Consider the following 17,374-nt stretch of genomic DNA (forward strand, 5'->3'; position numbering starts at 1 on the left):
TCAGCACGCTCCCTGTACGTCAATGGTGCCCAGCACCCGAACGTGCGGCTCGTCCGCCACCTCCTGGAACGACAACACCGCCAGGTCGGCGCGCTCGCGCTCGACGAGCTTGCGCAGGAAGCGACGCACGTCCATGGCGGTGAACAGCACGGCCGGCGTGCCGTCATGCTTGGACATGACGTCGTCAATGGCATTCAGAATGGCGTCGGTCTGCGCGGGATTCAGATCGGCATAGGAGCCCGACGCCGTCTGCCGCACGGCGGCCCGCACGGTATCTTCGATGCCGCGCCCCACGTTCCATCCCGTGACGTGTTCGGCCCCCCCGCGAAAGCGTCGCGTGATATGACGCCGCAGACCGAGCCGCACGTACTCGGTCAACATGATCTGATCGCGCTCGCGCGGCGCCCATTCGATCAGGGCCTCGAAGACGCGCCGCAGATCGCGGATCGACACCCCCTCGGCGACCAGCCGCTGCAGGACTTCCGCCGTTCGGTTGATCGGCAATTGACGTTGCAGCTCCTTGACGAGTTCGCCGTAGCGGTCCTCCATCGCATCCATCAGGAAGCGCGCTTCCTGGACGCCGAGAAAATCGGCGGCATGCGCGTCGATGACCAGCGACACGCAGTGCGCCACCCGGTCCGCGCCCTCGATCACGGTACCGCCTTGCCTCTGCCAGGCCTGGCGTTGCGCGTCGTCCAGCCAGAACAGGATCTGCCCACCGAACGGCAACGGCGTCTCGCGCGGCGCCCCGGCGTCGAGCTTGCGCAAGACGGGCACCGGATGCGCCGCATCATGGTGTGCCAACACGGCGTCAGGGGCCACATCGATCGTCATCACGCTCTCGTGATAGAGCTGAACGTCCAGAGCGTCGCTCGAGAGCGTAGCGTCGACGACCACCCGCACCTCGGGCATCGGCACACCGAACTGTTCGAACTTCCGGTCGCGCAAGGCATCGATGCCCGCTGCCAGTGCCGCGGTGCCTCCCCCCGCCTCGGCCAGCGCAGCCCCCAACCGCACCTGCAACGGCTGTGCGCCCGGGCGTCCCGGCTTCGCTTGCGCTGCGCCGGCCTCCCCGTTGGCACCGTCCTTGTCGGCGCTGCCCTCGCCTGCGACACGCCCCACCCACCACGCGGCGGCCCCCGCCAGCGCCGCGAGCAGCAGGAAGTAATGCATCGGAAAGCCCGGGATCAGGCCGAAGAGCACGAGCACGACGGCCGCCAAGCTCAGCGAGCGCGGCTGTGCGGCAAGCTGATCGGTGAGTTCGCGCGCCAGATTGCGACGCTGCTCGCCAGGCACCCGCGTGACGATAATGCCGGCCGTCACGGAAATGAGCAGCGCCGGAATCTGCGACACCAGCCCGTCGCCGATGGAGAGAATCGCGTAGATCGCCGCGGCATCGCCAGCGCTCATGCCGCGCATGAAGACGCCGACGCCGATGCCCCCCAGCAAGTTCACCACGATGATGACGAGGCCGGCGATGGCATCTCCCTTGACGAACTTCATCGCCCCGTCCATCGCGCCGTAGAACTGGCTCTCCTTCTGCACGACGCGGCGCAGGCGCTTGGCCTCGGCCGCATCGATCGTGCCCGCGCGCAGATCGCCGTCGATGCTCATCTGCTTGCCGGGCATGCCGTCGAGCGAGAACCGGGCGCCGACTTCCGCCACGCGCTCCGAGCCTTTTGTGATGACGATGAAGTTGACGACGGTGATGATCAGAAACACGATCATGCCGACGACGATGTTCCCGCCCGCCGCAAAGTCGCCGAACGTGTAGACGATGTCGCCCGCGTCGGCCCGCAGCAGAATCAGGCGACTGGTGCTGATGGTGAGTCCCAGCCGGAACAGCGTGGTCATCAGCAGCACGGAAGGAAACGCCGAAAAATCGAGCGGCTCGTTGATGTAGAGCGCCACCATCAGCAGCAGCAGCGACACGCCGAGATTGAGCGCGATGAGCAGGTCCATCACCGACGGTGGCATCGGGATGATGATCATCAGCACCGTGATGAGCAGCAGCGCGGCCAGGACGATGTCCTGCCGGCCGGCAGCGGCGCGAAGCCAGGGCAGGAGTCGCGTCACGGGCGGGCCTCGTGCCATTGCCGGGCATCGAGTCGCTCCAGCAGGCGACGCATTCGGGCAAGGCAAGCGAACCAATCGACCGCTTGTGAACGACCGCCGGCCGGCGGCGTGGCGATCAGCATCGGACGTCCCTGCGCCACGCAGGCGCGCACGGGAATGCCGAGACTCCACTCTGGCGCGCAGGTTTGCAGCAGCAGGGGCAGGCACCGCGGCGCGTGGGCAGCGCGATCGATCAGCGTCAACACCAGCGTCGCGCCGTGCGGCTCGACCTCGATCATCAACAGACAGGGGGCGAGCGAAATTTGCATGCGAGGCTCGACGCGTTGCGGCGGCAGCGCCAGCAATTCGAAAAGCTGCTCGAGCTTGCGTTGTGTCTGGGTGTCCATCGGGCGATCTTGCGTTGGGAACGTGCTTGCTGCGCACGTGCGGCGCGGAGGGCGTTCGAGAAGAGGTTGCGGCATGGTCGCGCATTCACGGCCGTGGCGGCAATCGGGCGCAGACCTGAACTTCGCGGCTTGCGTCTCGCCGGGAATCCGAGCGCGTCACAACATCATGCGCAGGCGATGCGCCCAGTTCACGATATCGGCGACGTTGTGCGCATCGAGCTTGCGCATCATGTTCAGCCGATGGGTCTCGACCGTCTTCACACTGATCGACAACAGTTGCGCGATGTCGCGATTGCGTTGCCCTTCCGCGACCAGCTTGAGCACCTGTCGCTCACGCAGCGTCAGCAGCCTCTCAGGCATCTCGAAGGCGCATGGGCGTGGCACATGCCGTGCGCTCGCCGGATCGTGCATGCCTCCGAACACGGCCGGATCGACGAAGCGCTCGCCCCGGATGACCTGGTACGACGCATGGATCAACGTCCCGCGCGGGCTGCTTTTGAGCACGTATGCTGCCGCCCCGGCCTCCAGCGACTGACGCGCGCGTTCGCTGTCGTCGCTGGCCGAGTTGACGACGATGCGCAGATCCGGCCAGCGCTGGGCACATTGGCGGATCACATCCACGCCGTCCATGCCGGGCAGGCCCAGATCCAGCAGCAGCAAGGCCGGTCGATGCACCACGCAGGCCCGGTAGACGTCGAGCCCATTGACGACCCGGGCAAGCACACGCCAGCCGAGATCCTGCTCGATCAGGAAGCAAAGTCCGTCGGCCAGTAACTCGTGGTCCTCGACAACGACGACACCGATACACCCCGTCATTCGCAGCTCCTCGACAGTTGGTCATAAGCACTTACGCAAGCGCTCATACGGATTCTTGTTCACTCTCTATCGACTTCGGGCCACTTGCGCGAATCTTGTGCCTTCGCCCGGCCCCAGGCGTAGGAAGACACCCCAAGCCACGGTCCCCGAGGCGCACTTCAGGTCTGCGCCGGATTGTGCCGGCACCTCGGCGCTTGATAATGACAAGCCTTGTGCGACGCCGTGTGGATCGACGGCGCCCCGTGATGGCGTGTGCAACAACGGATGTCGCATGCGCTTCGTTCCCCGTGCCTGTGCACTGCCTCCTTCAGATACCTATGCGTTTGCCATTTGCGCTTGCCGCGCTCGACTGGATTGCCCCGCGCGACGTACAGGGATCGCGCATTGCGCTCGATCTCGACGGCCAGCGCGGCTGGACCTGCCCGGTCGACGGCGGCTATTGCGTAGCCACGGCGGTGACACTGCCGCCGCCCACGCATATGCGTACACAGCCGCTCGCCACCGCGCTTGGCGACGACCCGGCACTCGCCCGCTGGCTCATGCGGATTTCCCTCGTGCTGGCGGGTCAACCGGCGTTGCGCGACGACAGCCTGTGCCTTGCGAACGACATCCTCTGGTGGGTTCATCGCTTCGACGCCGACGCACCGGCAGCCCGCGTAGAAGCGCAACTTCGGCGCCAACGGCTGGCCTGCACGATGGTCGCGTCGCAAGGCATGCACGCCGACGCGGCGCCGACGACGTCGCTCATGCCTCGTGCCGCCGGTCATCCCACCGGTGCCGCTGACGCCAGCCGGCGTCTTCAAGCGCTACGCCGCGGCTGACCATGCAGCCTTCCTTCACGTCGCGCGCCGCCGCCCTGCTTGCCGGGATCCTGTTGGCCACACTGGCCGTCGCGTCGTCTGCCGCGCCAGTGGCCCGGCCCGCGACACCCGACTGGCGTGGCGGCCCATTCGTCTTCCAGAGCGCCGGCACGCCCCTTGCGGAGTTGTTGCGCGACTTCGGGGCGCACCACGGCATTCCCACCGTCGTGAGTCCGCACATCGATGATCGCTTCATCGGCACGCTACCTGCGGGCGCCGCTCAGGCGACCCTCGATGCACTATCGGAACGGTATCGGCTTTCGTGGTACTTCAACGGCCAGACGCTGAACGTCTACAAGTCCAGCGAGGCAACCCGGCGCGTCGTGTCGCTGCGTTACGCCCTGCCAGGTGACCTGCTGGGGCACCTGCGCGACGCAGGCGTGCTGCACCCGCGGCACTGTGTGGCACGGACGATTCCGGCCACGCACGCGCTCGAAATCGCAGGCGTTCCGGCCTGCATCGAGACGGTCGCCATGCTCGCCGACTACCTCGAAAGCGACGCCCGCGATCAGCAGGAGAGCGAAGAGACCATCAAGATATTTCCCCTGAAATTCGCAACGGCGGACGACACAAGGTACTTTTATCGCGGGCAAGAAGTCGTCGTGCCGGGCGTTGTCAGCGTATTGAAGGATTTGATTCTCGGCGCCGGTCCGCTCGGCGCGCCGTCGGCGACGCTTGTCACGCCGGGCGCGTCGGCGGGCGCGGGCATCGACGCCGGCCGCCCCGTGGCCACCGGCACGCGAACCGGCACGCCGCGCTTCTCGGCCGATCCACGCCGCAATGCGGTCATCGTGCGCGAGCGTCGACGCAATCTGCCGATCTACGGCGACCTGATCGCGCAGCTCGACGTTCGGCCCCGCCTGGTCGACATCTCGGTGGCGATTATCGACGTGAACGCCAGCGATATCGCCGAGCTTGGTGTTGACTTCTCCGGCAGCGCGCGCCTGGGCGGCTTCGGCGCCGTGTCGCTGAACTCGCAGACGCAAGCTGGCGACGCCAGCACGTTCACGACGGTCGTCGGCGACACCAACAAGTTCATGGTCAACCTGAGCGCGCTGGAGCGAAACTCCAAGGCGCGTGTGCTGTCCCGGCCGTCCATCGTCACGCTCGACAACATGCAGGCCGTGCTCGACCGCAGCGTGACGTTCTACACGAAAGTCTCCGGCGAGAAAGTCGCCAAACTGGAGAGCGTGACGTCGGGATCGCTGCTGCGCGTCACGCCGCGACTCGTCCCCCAGGAAGGCGGCGACGGTCGCGAGCAGGTGATGCTCACCCTCAATATCGAGGATGGCGGGGAGGTGCGCAGCGAGCGCAACCGTCACAACGAGGTGCCGACCATCCGCAACTCATCGATCTCGACACACGCCACGTTGCAGGCCGGACAAAGCCTGTTGCTGGGCGGCTTCGTGCAGGACGCGCAGCACGAGCAGGAGCGCAAGATCCCACTGCTCGGAGATCTGCCGCTCATTGGCCGTCTGTTCAGTTCGACGAGTAACCGTAGCGACAGTGTCATGCGTCTGTTTCTGATCAAGGCCGAGCCGGCGGCCGACGTGCCGAGCGAATGAGCATGCTGACGCTCACGTTGCTCGACGGCCCGCTCGCAGGACGCCCTATGCCGCTGCCACCGGGCAAGCTCACTGTCGGCGGCGCAGACGCCGACATCGCGATGACGCTGGAACATGGCGCACAAATCGTGCTGGGTGTCGACGACGACGGCGTGCGGCTGCTCACGCCGGCCGCCGTCTGGGTGGACGGCATACCCTTCGCCACGGCCAACGACGATGCCGCCGACACGCCCATGCTCCCGGTGCATACGCCGATCGATCTCGCGGGCCTCGGCGTCTGGCTCGGGGACGATAGCGAAAGCGCTCCCGCGCCTGACGTCCGCTGTCCTGAGCGGCACGCCGGGCACGGCCCGTCGTCGCATGCGCCCCTGACGACCGACACGCCCGCGGTGCGCGTGCGCGCCCCGGCCGCATGGATCGCCGTCACGGGACTGTCGTTGCTGATCGCAGCGACCGGTGTGGCGATCTGGCGCACCGGGGCCGCCAACGTCGTCGCCGCGCCGCCGGCTCAGGCGGATGCGCTGAAAGCGCTTGCCGCACGCCTGGCGCCCGGCGTCTCACTGCATCACAGCGGCAATGCGGTGCGTCTGTCCGGCGGTTGCGTCGACGACGCCGCGCTCGCACGGCTGCGCGCCGAAGCCCGTTGGCAGGGCAAAGCGTTGAGCGACGAGACGTGGTGTCCCGCGAATTCGATGCAGACGGTCAGCACACTGCTGCGACTGCACGGTTTCGGTTCGGCACAGGTCAGCGTCGCGCCGGACGGCGAAGTGGTCATCGGCGCGCCAACGGTCGCCGACGCGCGTTGGCGTGCGGCCGCCAACGCCCTCGATGCGCTAGCGCTACCCCGCGGTTGGCGTGTGGCCGAGGGCATGGCCGACAGCTTCGAGCGGCTTGTGAAGACGCTGCGCGAGGCCGGCCAGTTGCGCGGCATCGATATCGCACGCGATCGAAACGGATGGCGGCTCACCGGGGTAATGACCGTGGGACGCCAGGCATCGTTGAAGGGCGTCGTCGACACGTGGAATACCGCTGCCAATGCGATGCCCGTTCGCGTCGAGCCGCTGCCGCAGCCGATCCCGACGCTTGCCGAAACGGGTTTTTCCGCGCCGCTCGTGAGCATCGGCGGTTCGCCCGACGCCCCACAGGTCACCCTCGCCGACGGCACGCGCCTGGCGCAGGGGGCGCGTCTGCCAGGCGGCACCCGGGTGATCGCCATCCACACCGATGGTGTGTCGATCGGCGCGCATGACCGGCTCTTCTATTTGCCCCTATCTCCGGAGACACTGTATGACGATTCGCCTGACCCGGCTTGAAGACCGCCTCGCCGCCTCGCCCGAGCCTGTCGCCCGCGACGTCGGCGCACAGCTCGATACCGCGCGCCGGGCGCTGCAACAGGCGCTGCATGCGCCGCTTACGCCCGCCCAGCACGCGCTGGCACAAACGCAGATGCAGGCGATTCAAGCCGCCAGCGCGATTCTCGACCGCGTCGCGCGACGCTACGGCACGTCTTACGGGCCATCGTCGTCATGACGAAAGGGGCGGCGGCGCACGGCGCCAATGCCTGCATGTGCGCAGAAGCGACAACGCGGCTCGCGCCACGAAAGTTCGGGCAGGCCGTTCGTGGGAACCTTCGGCATCGCGCGCCCCGCGCGAGCGGATCTCGCTCTCGCGTTGTCGCATGACGTCGGCTTGGGGCGCGTCATCGATTTCTTCCACTCTCCACGCATATCATGCCAAGTTACGACCTAGCGCAAACTCTCGTCGAAGCTCTGAAGTTGATCGGCTGCGACCCAAGCAAGATCCAAGCCGTCGACAACCACTCCCCCATCGAGCTGACGTTTACGGCCGCGCCCAATATCATCGTGGAAACGCTGAAAAGCCGCGCGTGCAGCATTCACGCCGTCGTCGCCACCGACGAAGCCGCGCGACTGCATCGCGCAAACAGCGAGCGTCTCCTCCAGTTTCTCATCGAACCCGCCGAATGGGCCGTCACCGGGCACGTGCAATTGCGCGAGCGCGACCGTCGTCTGATTCTGCATGCGCAAGTGACCGAAGAAGCCGCCGCCGAACCGGAGCCGTTCGCGCAAGCGCTCACCGACTTCTACGACCGCATCAAACTCTGCCGGGAGCATTTGCGCGCCTGAGCGCCGCCACGTCCCCCGCCGTCAGCCGATCCCCCCGTCGCGCTCACGGTTCGCACGGTTCAAACGGTTCGCTTAGCCCTCGGCCGCCTCGCCCTCGTGGGCGATCTCCGCACGCCAGACATCGAGCGCCTCGCCGAGCGTTTCGCGTTGCGTCTCGTCGCGAAAGCAGCCGTCATGCGCCGACTGCACCAGCCGCGTCAGTTCGCGCGCGAACGCATAGCGCGCATCAACCGTCACCATGCCGAGATACGCCGCGCGTTGCGCGAGCCATTCCGCGCCCACCCAGGGTTGATCCAGCAACGTCAGCGTCTCCGCGATCATCGTGTCCGTCTCGAATGCGCGGGCGCCCGCCGCACGCAGCGTCTGAGCCGATTGCTCGCACGCCGACGCCAACGTGAGAAACAGCACCACGCGGCGAAGATCGTCGACGACGGCGGCAAGTCGCTGGACGTCCGCATCGGCGTGCTGCGCGCCCAACTCCAACCCCAGCGCCTGCATCAGGGCACGCAATCGCGCGCGACGCTGCGGCAACCGCCGGCATTCGTCGAACCATTGCGTCAGCGAGCGCTGCGGCCCCTGCGACTGCCGGAACAGCGACTTGAGTTGTTGCATCAACGCCATGCCCGGGTTCTGGCCGTTACCGCATTCCAGCGTCGCGAAGGCTTCGATCGCCCACGTCTCGGATGACGTCAGTTCGTCCAGCGTGCGGCGCAGGCGAGTGCGCGTTGCGCTGTCCACCCCGCCGTCGGCCAGCCACGCAGCGACGACCAGCGCCGCGTGGCCTGCCGACATGTGGGCCTGCCGGATCAATTGTTGCGGGTCGGGAACGAATGGAAGATCGCGCAACTGCCCGCGCAGTCTCTCGAATTGCGCCCCATTCACGCGTGCAAACCGGTGCATCTGCTGTTCGAACAGGGCGCGCGCACGTTGCTTGTCGTCGCGCACATCGCGCTCGCCCGTTCTGCGGAATCGCACGCCGAGGGCGAAACTGAGGTTCTCTTGGGATTCGGCGACCGCCGCCTCTTCGTTTTGCGCAATGGTCGCTTCGATGAGCGCGATGTGCCCCGGCACGTCGGCGGGCAGCCCGCGCGATGCACCGCCCTCACCCGCCAGCGGCTGCCAGTCGGACGCGGGCTGGCGCTCAAATGCCTTGACGTCGTGGGCAGGCCGACCCGCTGAGGTGCCAGACGATGGCAGGCGCTCAACCATAAGCAACCTCCAGATCGGGACTCACATGCAGGCGCTCGATAACCGTCGCGAGATCCGCATCGAGATCCAGGCACACGGTCACCCATTCGCTTTCGATGCGAGCCTGTCGGCCGACCAGCGTGGCGTCCGCCGTGCATGCCAACACGATATCGGCGGCCCGCAAGGCATCGGCCACGCCGTCGCGATGGGCGGGTGGCACCCGCAGCACGAGCGCCCCCTCGCGCACCAGGGCCGGCAAGGCACGTCCGACGCGTTGCGCGAAGCGCTCGCCGACATCGAGCGGGTCGACGAAACTCGACAGCGCGGCGCTCAGGGCATCCGCCACGCGGCACTCCAGTGAGCGAACGATCTCGCGCTCAAGCGACGCCTCGTCGACCAGCCACGCGACGGTCTGCGCCACGGCCGCACCGCGCGCCGCTTCCGCCAGCGCCGCCGCGTCCTGGCGGGCCTGCTCGCGCGCGGCGTCCTGCCACGCGTTGCGCAGCGCTTGCGCGTCGATGCGCGCCTGTTCGCGTTCGGCCAGCGCGGCGTCGCGCTCGGCCCGCGCCTCGGCCATCCAGCGCGCGCGCAGGCTAGCCTGTTCGCGAAGCCGTTCGATCGCCTGCCGGGAAATTACCGGCCCCGCAGGCGCGGGGCCGTCCATGGTTTCGATGGCCGTCACTGCAAAGTCGACGACATACATAGCATCTTCTCCAGCGCTGCGAGTCGCAGCCAGATGTCCTCATCCGTCACGCGCGCGCCCATCGACAGCGGCGTGGTGTCGACGGGCGGCGGCAGCAGGATTCGGGCGGCCTTGCCCACCGTCGCCACGTCGACGCACAACGGTTCGGGCGCGCCATCCAGGCACGCGCCGGTGGCGGCCAGCGCCGCCTGCACGACCCGCTCGGGCGACAATGTGGAACGTGCGGGCCAATCGCGGCGCGTAAGCAGCAAACGGTCGCATTGCCAGGCATCGAGCCAGGACGACAGCGCTCGACGGTACGAACCGAGCAACAGGTAGTCGGGACATCCCATCGCGCGCAAGCCATGGGCCAGCGACAGGCGCCGCAGGCCCGGCACCAGTTTCAGCATCGCGTGCGCGGTGTCGCTTTGCGGCGGTGCGCAGTCGCCCGCCGCCGTGCCGGGGCTCCCGGGCCATCCGCGCCGGGCGATCAACAGGCGGTCAATGGGCGTACGGCACACGGCATGCCGCCGGTACGTCTCTCGCCAGGACAACATGTCGAACGCACGCCACCAACCGTCGTCCATATGCAAGCCGGGCTGCCAGATCAAGCGTGCGAGCACGGTGACGGTGCCATCGTGCGCCAGCATCACGATGGCCTCGATACGCGGGCTCGCAAGCGCTGCACCCATGATGCGCGCCGACGCCACGCCACGACGCCGGCGGCGGCGAGGCCAACGCATACCGCCGCGACCATGCCCCACCCCAGCGCGGGCGGCCACCGTCGGCCATCGGCCGATGCGCTTGCCTGCGTACCTGACGATGCATCGATGGACGCCCGGGGCAAACGATAATCGGCGGGCTGCAACACGATGCTGATGCGCTCGGGCGTCACCCCCGGCACGCTGTCGTGCACCAGACTGCGAATGTCGGTCATGCGCTGCGTCATGTTGATCTCGGGGCTGTATTTCACGAAGACGGCCACGCCGGGCGGCAAGGTCGCGCGCCCTGCCGAATCCATCGGCACTTGCGCGATAGAGACTTCGGCCACCATCACGCCGTCGAGCGACGCGAGCATGCGCTCGAGTCGTTGCTCCTTGAGATAGACGAGCTTCGCCTGCTCCTGCACGGGCGAGCTGACGAGTTGCCCCGGCGGGAAGACGTCCTCGACCGACGCGCGCTTCTGGCGCGGCAAGCCATGTTGGCGCAGCACCTCGACACCCCGCACGAAATCACCGCGCTCGATGCGAACCGTCATGCCGGCGGTGTCGGCACGCTTGTCGGCCTGCAGCCCGGAGACGAGCAACAACGCCAGCATCTGGTTGGCCTCCGTCTCGCTCAGCGAGCGGTGCAGTTCGATCTTGCACCCGGCGAGCGAGATCACGAGCAGGGCACCGAACAGCCAACGGCTCGGTGTCACGGCGCTCGCGCATCCCGCCAGCCGCATCACGACGCCAGCGCTACGACGGCTGCACGTCATTGCATGTGCACCAGCTTGTTCACCCCTTGCGTGGCAGCGCCGGCCGTCTTCGCCACGAACTCCAGCGCCAGCACGCGCTCCGTCAGTTCACGTTGCACCGCGAGCATGCGGTTCGGATCGTCCAGCGTGCGCTCGTCGATCGCTACGCGCGCGGCCAGGCGTTCGGTGTTGCCCGCGAGCTTGCCCGCTGCGCTGAGCAAATGATGCTCCGGCAGCGGCGGCGCACTCGCGAGGGCCTGATCGAAACGAACGGCGTCGTGCTCTCTGGTAGTGGCCGGCACGAGCGCCGCTTTCGCCGGCGTCGCAATGGCAGGCGCCTGGGTAACAACAGCGGGGATCGAAGAAGTCGTCATGGCATGGGCGGGCGAGAGGAATCGGAAGGGGAGGAAGCGGAGGAAGCGGAAAACGAGGCAGGCGCCGGGGACGCCAACGAGCTGGGTGCGGCGCGCTGCCGCGCGTCCATTGCGTCAAGCCAGCGGGCGAGCACGTCGGCCGTCGGGTTGCCGTCATGCCCGGCCGCCACGATCTTCGCGAGGTGGGCGCGGGCCGCATGCGTGTCGCCGAGCGCGATGAGAAGCGCCCCATGCAACCACTGACGCGTCTCGCGATCGGCCACGAGCGACGGCAAGGCCTGAAGAATCACACGGGCTTGCGACTGCATGCCGTGATGGGCGCCCGCAAGTGCCAGTTCGACGACCACTTGCCGGACCGACGCGTCCAGCCATTGGCCCGCGGCGTCGTGCGGCGCGTGTTCGGCGCGCGTCATGCGATCTTGGCGATGATGCCCATCAGCGTGTCCTTGATGAGCTTGATCGCCGCGCTGTGCAGCCCGACCATCGTCGAGTACTGCTGCAATTTGAACTGCACATCGAGCATATGCCGAGGGTCATTGACTTTCTGCGCGCGAACCGCCTGCGTGGCGTCATCCGACATGCGCCGCACCCCCTCGGACATGCCGCGATGAATCTCTTCGACATTCATTGCACACCCCCGTCGACAAGCGCACCGTGCCCCGCCACCAGGTCGGCCCGCATGGCGGCGTAGGCGTCCGCTTGCGGCATCGCGACACGACGGCCGCCGCGCTGCGGCGGCGTGCCCAGCCGGATTTCGGTCGGTGCGCAATCGAAGCGCTTGCGGAAGGTATCGGTGAAATGCGCGTGGTTGGTGAAGCCGCATTCGAGCGCGATGTCGAGCACCTTGTGACGCGTGGAGAGCAACAGATCGCGCGCCAGCCGAAGGCGCCGCTCCAGCAGCCACTGCTTCGCCGGCATGCCGTAGGTCTGCTGGAACAGGTAGCGAAACTTGCGCAGCGGCATGCCGAACTCTTCGGCGAGCCGTCCGACCGGCCACGGCCGGTGAAAATTCGCTTCGACGAAATCGAACAAGGAATGGCTGCCCGCGATGGTCTGACGCAACATGGCCGAGAAATACCGTTGATCGCGGCACAGGCAATAGACGTAGAAGAAGCGCAGCATTGCCATGCGATCGACGTTCTGCAGCGTCATCGCCACATCCACCATGCTCGGTTCGAGAATCAATGTGCGTGCCGCCTGGCGATGGAAGACACCGAGCGGGCGGCGGTCGAGCAGATCGACGACATCGGGGTAAAGTGCCTGCAGATCGCAGGCGTGAAAGTCATGCGACATCACCGGCCCCGGGGCATCGATCGTCGCGTCCGAATGGGTCGCGGTCATGCCGCCGGCAGGCAACGTGTGCACGAGACCGTTCACGTTCAGCTTGACGTCGTGGTGGCTGATCAGAAATCGCACCGTACTCATAGGTTCCTCCTCTGACGACAATCGGTCGCCGGGATGACAAAGTCGAAGGCCACACCTTAGGCGAGTCCGCGTGCGAGCATCATCCGGTGGAGACCTTAATGTGCGACGTCGTCCCCAGGCGTTATCGAATTTGGGAAGAAAACTGTCGGGAACCATAAAAAAACCCGGCGCATCATCGCGCCGGGTTGTCGTGGGAGGCCCTGCCTTGCGCCGTTCTGTCAGGCGACTTCGGCCGCAGAGAAACTGTCGGCGCGCGCCATCGGCCAGTACTTTTCGTAGAGTTGGTAGCGGAACTGCCCGCGCAGCAGATCGCCCGGCGCGAGGTATTTGAGCGACTCGGACATCAAGCGAATCTCGTTGGACGACACGCGCTTGACGATGTGATGCGCGCGCAGGTCCGACGGATGCGACAACCCCGCCGCCTGGATCAACTCCTGCAACGCATGTAACGTATGCGCATGGAACTGCTGCACGCGCTGCGCCTTGTCCGGCACCACCAAGGCGCGCTGACGCAACGTATCCTGCGTTGCTACGCCGGTCGGGCACCTGTCGGTGTGGCATTTCTGCGATTGGATGCAGCCGATGGCAAACATGAAGCCACGTGCGGAATTGCACCAGTCGGCGCCGATGGCCAGCGTACGGGCGATGTCGAACGCGGTGACGATCTTGCCCGACGCACCGATGCGGATCCTGTCACGCAAGCCGGCCCCCACGAGCGTGTTGTGCACTAGCAGCAGCCCTTCCTGCAACGGCGCGCCCACATGATCGGTGAACTCCAGCGGTGCGGCGCCGGTGCCGCCTTCCGAGCCGTCCACGACGATGAAATCGGGCAGGATGCCGCTGTCGAGCATCGCCTTCACGATGCCGAAGAATTCCCACGGATGGCCAATGCACAGCTTGAAGCCGGTCGGCTTTCCGCCCGAGAGCGTGCGCAGACGCTCGACGAATTGCAGTAAGCCGAGCGGCGTGGAGAATTCACTGTGGCGCGACGGCGAAATGCAGTCCTGCCCCATCGGCACACCGCGCGTGGCAGAGATTTCCGGCGTGATCTTGGCCGAGGGCAGTACGCCGCCGTGTCCGGGCTTCGCGCCTTGCGAGAGCTTCACCTCGATCATCTTCACCTGCGGCGTCTTCGCCTGCGTCGCGAACTTCTCGGCACTGAAGGTGCCGTCGTCGTTGCGGCAACCGAAGTAGCCCGAGGCCACCTCCCAGATCAGGTCGCCGCCCTGCTCGCGGTGATGCGGCGAGATGGAACCCTCGCCGGTGTCGTGGATGAAGTTGCCGAGCTTCGCACCGCGATTGAGCGCGCGGATCGCATTGGCCGACAAGGCGCCGAAGCTCATGGCCGAGATGTTGAAGATCGACGCCGAATACGGTTGCGCACGATCCGCGCCGATGGTGATGCGAAAGTCGTGATCCTTCAGGACGGTCGGTGCGAGCGAGTGGGCGATCCATTCGTAACCGGCCGCCTTGACGTCGATCTCGGTGCCGAACGGGCGACTGTCGACCTCGCCCTTGGCACGCTGATAGACGATGCTGCGCTGGGCACGCGAGAACGGCGTCTCGGACGTATCGTCCTCCACGAAATACTGGCGGATTTCGGGCCGGATGAATTCGAACAGGAACCGGAAATGCCCCCATAGCGGGTAGTTGCGCAGCACGGCGTGGCGCTGCTGCACGACATCCCATACCCCGAGCGCAACCAGCACCGCGAACGGCAGCGGCCAGAACGGATGCCAGCCGTCGAACAGCACGCCCGCGAGCGTTGCCACGAGCAACGCCACGACGAGCCACAGAGCCAGGAATCGGCGCGAGAACATGTTACCTCCTTGCGTTAGGGGGACACTCGCCGGCACGCTGCCGGGCGTCCCCCGGCGAGCGCCGGCGGCTCTTCAATGCGAATTGAGGATGGCGTGTTTGGCGGCCGCTGCGGCCTGCGCGTGGGCGCTGCCGGCGACGGCCGGCGTCGTGGCAGCGATGATGCCGCCGCCCAGACAGACCTCGCCGTCATACAGCACGGCCGACTGCCCGGGTGTGACTGCCCACTGCGCCTCGGAGAACGACAGCGTGAGCGCGCCCGCGTCGGCACGCAGCACTTCGCAGGCGGCATCCGCCTGGCGGTAACGAGTCTTCGCCCCGCAGCGCGTGCCCTCGGCCGGCGGCGCGCCCGCGACCCAGGACAGGTCTTCGGCATCGAGCGTGCCCGAGAGCAGCCACGGATGATCGTGGCCCTGAACGACATACAGGGTGTTGCTCGCCATGTCCTTGCGCGCGACGAACCATGGCTCGCCGGAGCCCTCGCGGCTCCCCCCGAGACCAATGCCCTTGCGTTGGCCGAGGGTATAGAACGCCAGGCCCACGTGCTCGCCCACGACCGTACCGTCCGGCGTCTTCATCGGCCCCGGTTGGGTCGGCAGATAGCGATTGAGGAAATCGCGAAACGGACGCTCGCCAATGAAGCAGATCCCGGTCGAGTCCTTCTTCTTCGCGTTTGGCAAGCCGATCTGGGCGGCGATTTCGCGCACCTTCGTCTTCGGCATTTCGCCGAGCGGAAACATCGTGCGCGAGAGTTGCTGCTGGTTCAGCCGGTGCAGGAAATAGCTCTGATCCTTGGTGTGATCGAACGCCTTGAGCAGCTCGAAGCGCCCATCGCGCTCGCGCACGCGGGCATAGTGCCCGGTAGCGATCGTCTCGCCGCCCAGCGCCACCGCATGATCGAGGAACGCCTTGAACTTGATCTCGGCATTGCACAGCACATCCGGATTGGGCGTGCGGCCGGCCGAATACTCGCGCAGGAATTCCGCGAAAACGCGATCCTTGTACTCGGCGGCAAAGTTCACGGCCTCGACGTCGATACCGATCAGGTCGGCGACCGAGACCACGTCGATCCAGTCCTGCCGGGTCGAACAGTATTCGCTGTCATCGTCATCTTCCCAGTTCTTCATGAACAGTCCGACGACGTCGTAGCCTTGTTGTTTGAGCAGCCATGCCGTGACCGACGAATCCACGCCGCCCGACATGCCTACCACTACGCGTTTTTGACTCATGTGTTGCCTTGCCCGCCGGGGATCGCCGGATGGGTCAGAAGTAGGGCGAGGTCGTAACGCACCCCCCGCAGGTAATCGTCCACGCAGCGCTCGAGAATCGGCGAACGATGCCGCGCGCGCTGCGCGCGCACCTCCTCGGGTGTCAGCCAGACAGTGCCGACAATGCCGTCGTCGAGCGTGCGCGACGCGTCGAACTCACCCAGCGTGCCGGTGAACGCGAAGCGCAGATAAGCGATGTCGTCCGGACCGGGGGCGAGATAGATGCCCAGCAGATGCTGCGGCACGAACGCATAGGCCGTCTCTTCCAGCACTTCACGGCGCACCGCGTCGACAATCGACTCGCCCGGCTCCAGATGCCCGGCCGGTTGGTTGATCAACAGCCCCTCACGCTTTTGCTCTTCGACAAACAGAAAACGGCCATCACGTTCAATGACCGCGGCAACCGTCACGTTGGGCTTCCAGCGTGCATTCATGGCACATCCTTGCGGGACACGGGACCGGTTGGCCCCCATGGACCTTGGCGCGCGACGTTGGCCAACGCGCTCGGTCCGGGACGTCACCCCGATAAAACCGACATTTTACCGTCTGGCGGGGTTTGGCGCTGACAACGCGCGATCAAGACGACCGACCGGTCGGTCGGCCACAACAGCCGATTTCCATGCCCATCGGCATATTCATATGCCGTTTCGTGCAATAGGCGCGTTTGTCATCTTCGGGTAAGCTTCCAGCACCAGCAATGTGCAACATGCAGTGGCAGTACCGCATCACCGGTTTGTGCAGTAGTTCGTTTGCAGTAGTTCGTGCAGGACTAATGTCATCAGCGGCGAAACAGGTAATGCGCCTGCCCCGGCAGCGCACACGCTGCGGCTCCTTGGCCGCTGATGAGATCAGTTCACAAACCCAAGGAGAGACGTAATGAGAATCGGCATCCCCGCCGAGACGCTTACCGGCGAATCCCGTGTCGCGGCCACGCCCGAGACGGTGAAGAAGCTGGTCGCGTCAGGACATCAGATCGTGGTCGGACGCGGTGCAGGAGACGCCGCAAGCGTTCCCGACGCAGCCTTCGAGGCCGCTGGCGCCACGCTGGGCAACGCCGCCGAGGCGCTCGGCGCAGAACTCGTACTCAAGGTGCGAGCCCCATCACCCGACGAACTCGCGCAAATGCCGCGTGGCAGTGTCGTCGTTGGCATGCTCAACCCGTTCGATGCCGAGAACAACGCCCGCATGGCGGCCGCCGGCATTACGGCCTTCGCACTGGAAGCGGCGCCGCGCACCACGCGCGCGCAAAGCATGGACGTGCTCTCCTCGCAGGCCAACATCGCCGGCTACAAGGCCGTGATGCTGGCCGCCAA

Annotated in this window: 20 protein-coding genes; 6 read left to right on the forward strand and 14 right to left on the reverse strand. The window is 66.4% G+C overall.

The window, feature by feature from the left end; all coding sequences use genetic code 11:
* The 3 genes from sctV to PTE31013_RS22575 form a co-directional block, all read right to left on the reverse strand.
* On the reverse strand, positions 1-2,076 hold the full coding sequence (sctV, locus tag PTE31013_RS22565) for a type III secretion system export apparatus subunit SctV (RefSeq protein ID WP_246174834.1): 2,076 nt from the start codon (positions 2,074-2,076) through the stop codon (positions 1-3).
* Positions 2,073-2,462, reverse strand: coding sequence for a type III secretion chaperone SycN (locus PTE31013_RS22570; protein WP_150614877.1), 390 nt, complete (start codon positions 2,460-2,462; stop codon positions 2,073-2,075). Before PTE31013_RS22570 ends, sctV begins: the two co-directional genes overlap by 4 nt.
* 156 nt (positions 2,463-2,618) lie before the next feature.
* Positions 2,619-3,278 (reverse strand): two component system response regulator, encoded by a 660-nt coding sequence (locus PTE31013_RS22575; RefSeq protein ID WP_150614878.1) that lies wholly within the window; start codon positions 3,276-3,278, stop codon positions 2,619-2,621.
* A 317-nt stretch (positions 3,279-3,595) separates the two neighbouring features.
* Here PTE31013_RS22575 and PTE31013_RS22580 point away from each other — a divergent pair, with 317 nt between their 5' ends.
* From PTE31013_RS22580 to PTE31013_RS22600, 5 genes are all read left to right on the forward strand, one after another.
* Positions 3,596-4,099, forward strand: a complete 504-nt coding sequence (locus PTE31013_RS22580) for a hypothetical protein (protein ID WP_150614879.1) — start codon at positions 3,596-3,598, stop codon at positions 4,097-4,099.
* A gap of 2 nt (positions 4,100-4,101) precedes the next feature.
* Positions 4,102-5,703 carry an EscC/YscC/HrcC family type III secretion system outer membrane ring protein gene (locus PTE31013_RS22585; RefSeq protein ID WP_150614880.1) on the forward strand — a complete coding sequence of 534 codons (1,602 nt, stop codon included), beginning with the start codon at positions 4,102-4,104 and terminating at the stop codon, positions 5,701-5,703.
* Positions 5,700-7,016 carry a type III secretion system inner membrane ring subunit SctD gene (sctD, locus tag PTE31013_RS22590; RefSeq protein ID WP_150614881.1) on the forward strand — a complete coding sequence of 439 codons (1,317 nt, stop codon included), beginning with the start codon at positions 5,700-5,702 and terminating at the stop codon, positions 7,014-7,016. Before PTE31013_RS22585 ends, sctD begins: the two co-directional genes overlap by 4 nt.
* Positions 6,991-7,233: an EscE/YscE/SsaE family type III secretion system needle protein co-chaperone gene (locus tag PTE31013_RS22595; protein ID WP_174978682.1), complete on the forward strand. Its 243-nt coding sequence runs from the start codon at positions 6,991-6,993 to the stop codon at positions 7,231-7,233. The genes sctD and PTE31013_RS22595 overlap by 26 nt, the downstream gene beginning before the upstream one ends.
* 200 nt (positions 7,234-7,433) lie before the next feature.
* Positions 7,434-7,847, forward strand: coding sequence for an InvB/SpaK family type III secretion system chaperone (locus PTE31013_RS22600; RefSeq protein ID WP_150614883.1), 414 nt, complete (start codon positions 7,434-7,436; stop codon positions 7,845-7,847).
* A gap of 72 nt (positions 7,848-7,919) precedes the next feature.
* Here PTE31013_RS22600 and PTE31013_RS22605 read toward each other — a convergent pair whose 3' ends face one another.
* The 11 genes from PTE31013_RS22605 to PTE31013_RS22655 form a co-directional block, all read right to left on the reverse strand.
* Entirely contained in the window at positions 7,920-9,056 is a 1,137-nt protein-coding gene (locus PTE31013_RS22605) for a TyeA family type III secretion system gatekeeper subunit (RefSeq protein ID WP_150614884.1), read from the reverse strand.
* The gene (locus tag PTE31013_RS22610; RefSeq protein ID WP_150614885.1) at positions 9,049-9,738 is read right to left on the reverse strand and encodes a hypothetical protein; all 690 of its coding nucleotides are present in this window, start codon (positions 9,736-9,738) and stop codon (positions 9,049-9,051) included. The genes PTE31013_RS22605 and PTE31013_RS22610 overlap by 8 nt, the downstream gene beginning before the upstream one ends.
* Complete coding sequence (locus PTE31013_RS22615; protein WP_174978683.1) at positions 9,714-10,409, reverse strand: type III secretion system domain-containing protein; 696 nt, start codon at positions 10,407-10,409, stop codon at positions 9,714-9,716. The genes PTE31013_RS22610 and PTE31013_RS22615 overlap by 25 nt, the downstream gene beginning before the upstream one ends.
* Entirely contained in the window at positions 10,367-11,197 is an 831-nt protein-coding gene (gene sctJ, locus PTE31013_RS22620; protein ID WP_150614887.1) for a type III secretion system inner membrane ring lipoprotein SctJ, read from the reverse strand. The genes PTE31013_RS22615 and sctJ overlap by 43 nt, the downstream gene beginning before the upstream one ends.
* Complete coding sequence (gene sctI / locus PTE31013_RS22625) at positions 11,194-11,550, reverse strand: type III secretion system inner rod subunit SctI (RefSeq protein ID WP_150614888.1); 357 nt, start codon at positions 11,548-11,550, stop codon at positions 11,194-11,196. The genes sctJ and sctI overlap by 4 nt, the downstream gene beginning before the upstream one ends.
* Complete coding sequence (locus tag PTE31013_RS22630) at positions 11,547-11,963, reverse strand: DUF1039 domain-containing protein (protein ID WP_150614889.1); 417 nt, start codon at positions 11,961-11,963, stop codon at positions 11,547-11,549. The genes sctI and PTE31013_RS22630 overlap by 4 nt, the downstream gene beginning before the upstream one ends.
* Positions 11,960-12,178: a type III secretion system needle filament subunit SctF gene (sctF, locus tag PTE31013_RS22635; protein ID WP_150614890.1), complete on the reverse strand. Its 219-nt coding sequence runs from the start codon at positions 12,176-12,178 to the stop codon at positions 11,960-11,962. Before sctF ends, PTE31013_RS22630 begins: the two co-directional genes overlap by 4 nt.
* A complete protein-coding gene (locus tag PTE31013_RS22640) occupies positions 12,175-12,975 on the reverse strand; it encodes a helix-turn-helix transcriptional regulator (protein ID WP_246174837.1) in 801 nt (266 codons plus the stop codon). The genes sctF and PTE31013_RS22640 overlap by 4 nt, the downstream gene beginning before the upstream one ends.
* Positions 12,976-13,193: 218 nt before the next feature.
* The gene (locus PTE31013_RS22645; RefSeq protein ID WP_150614891.1) at positions 13,194-14,795 is read right to left on the reverse strand and encodes an FMN-binding glutamate synthase family protein; all 1,602 of its coding nucleotides are present in this window, start codon (positions 14,793-14,795) and stop codon (positions 13,194-13,196) included.
* Between the two features lie 72 nt (positions 14,796-14,867).
* The gene (gene mnmA / locus PTE31013_RS22650; RefSeq protein WP_150614892.1) at positions 14,868-16,022 is read right to left on the reverse strand and encodes a tRNA 2-thiouridine(34) synthase MnmA; all 1,155 of its coding nucleotides are present in this window, start codon (positions 16,020-16,022) and stop codon (positions 14,868-14,870) included.
* Entirely contained in the window at positions 16,019-16,495 is a 477-nt protein-coding gene (locus tag PTE31013_RS22655; protein WP_150614893.1) for an NUDIX hydrolase, read from the reverse strand. Before PTE31013_RS22655 ends, mnmA begins: the two co-directional genes overlap by 4 nt.
* 442 nt (positions 16,496-16,937) lie before the next feature.
* On the opposite strand from PTE31013_RS22655, the gene PTE31013_RS22660 reads away from it, so the two are divergent.
* A partial coding sequence (locus PTE31013_RS22660) for a Rossmann-fold NAD(P)-binding domain-containing protein (RefSeq protein WP_484555856.1) occupies positions 16,938-17,374 on the forward strand: 437 nt, incomplete at its 3' end.

The sequence above is a fragment of the Pandoraea terrigena genome, from assembly GCF_902459705.1.
GTDB lineage: Bacteria > Pseudomonadota > Gammaproteobacteria > Burkholderiales > Burkholderiaceae > Pandoraea > Pandoraea terrigena.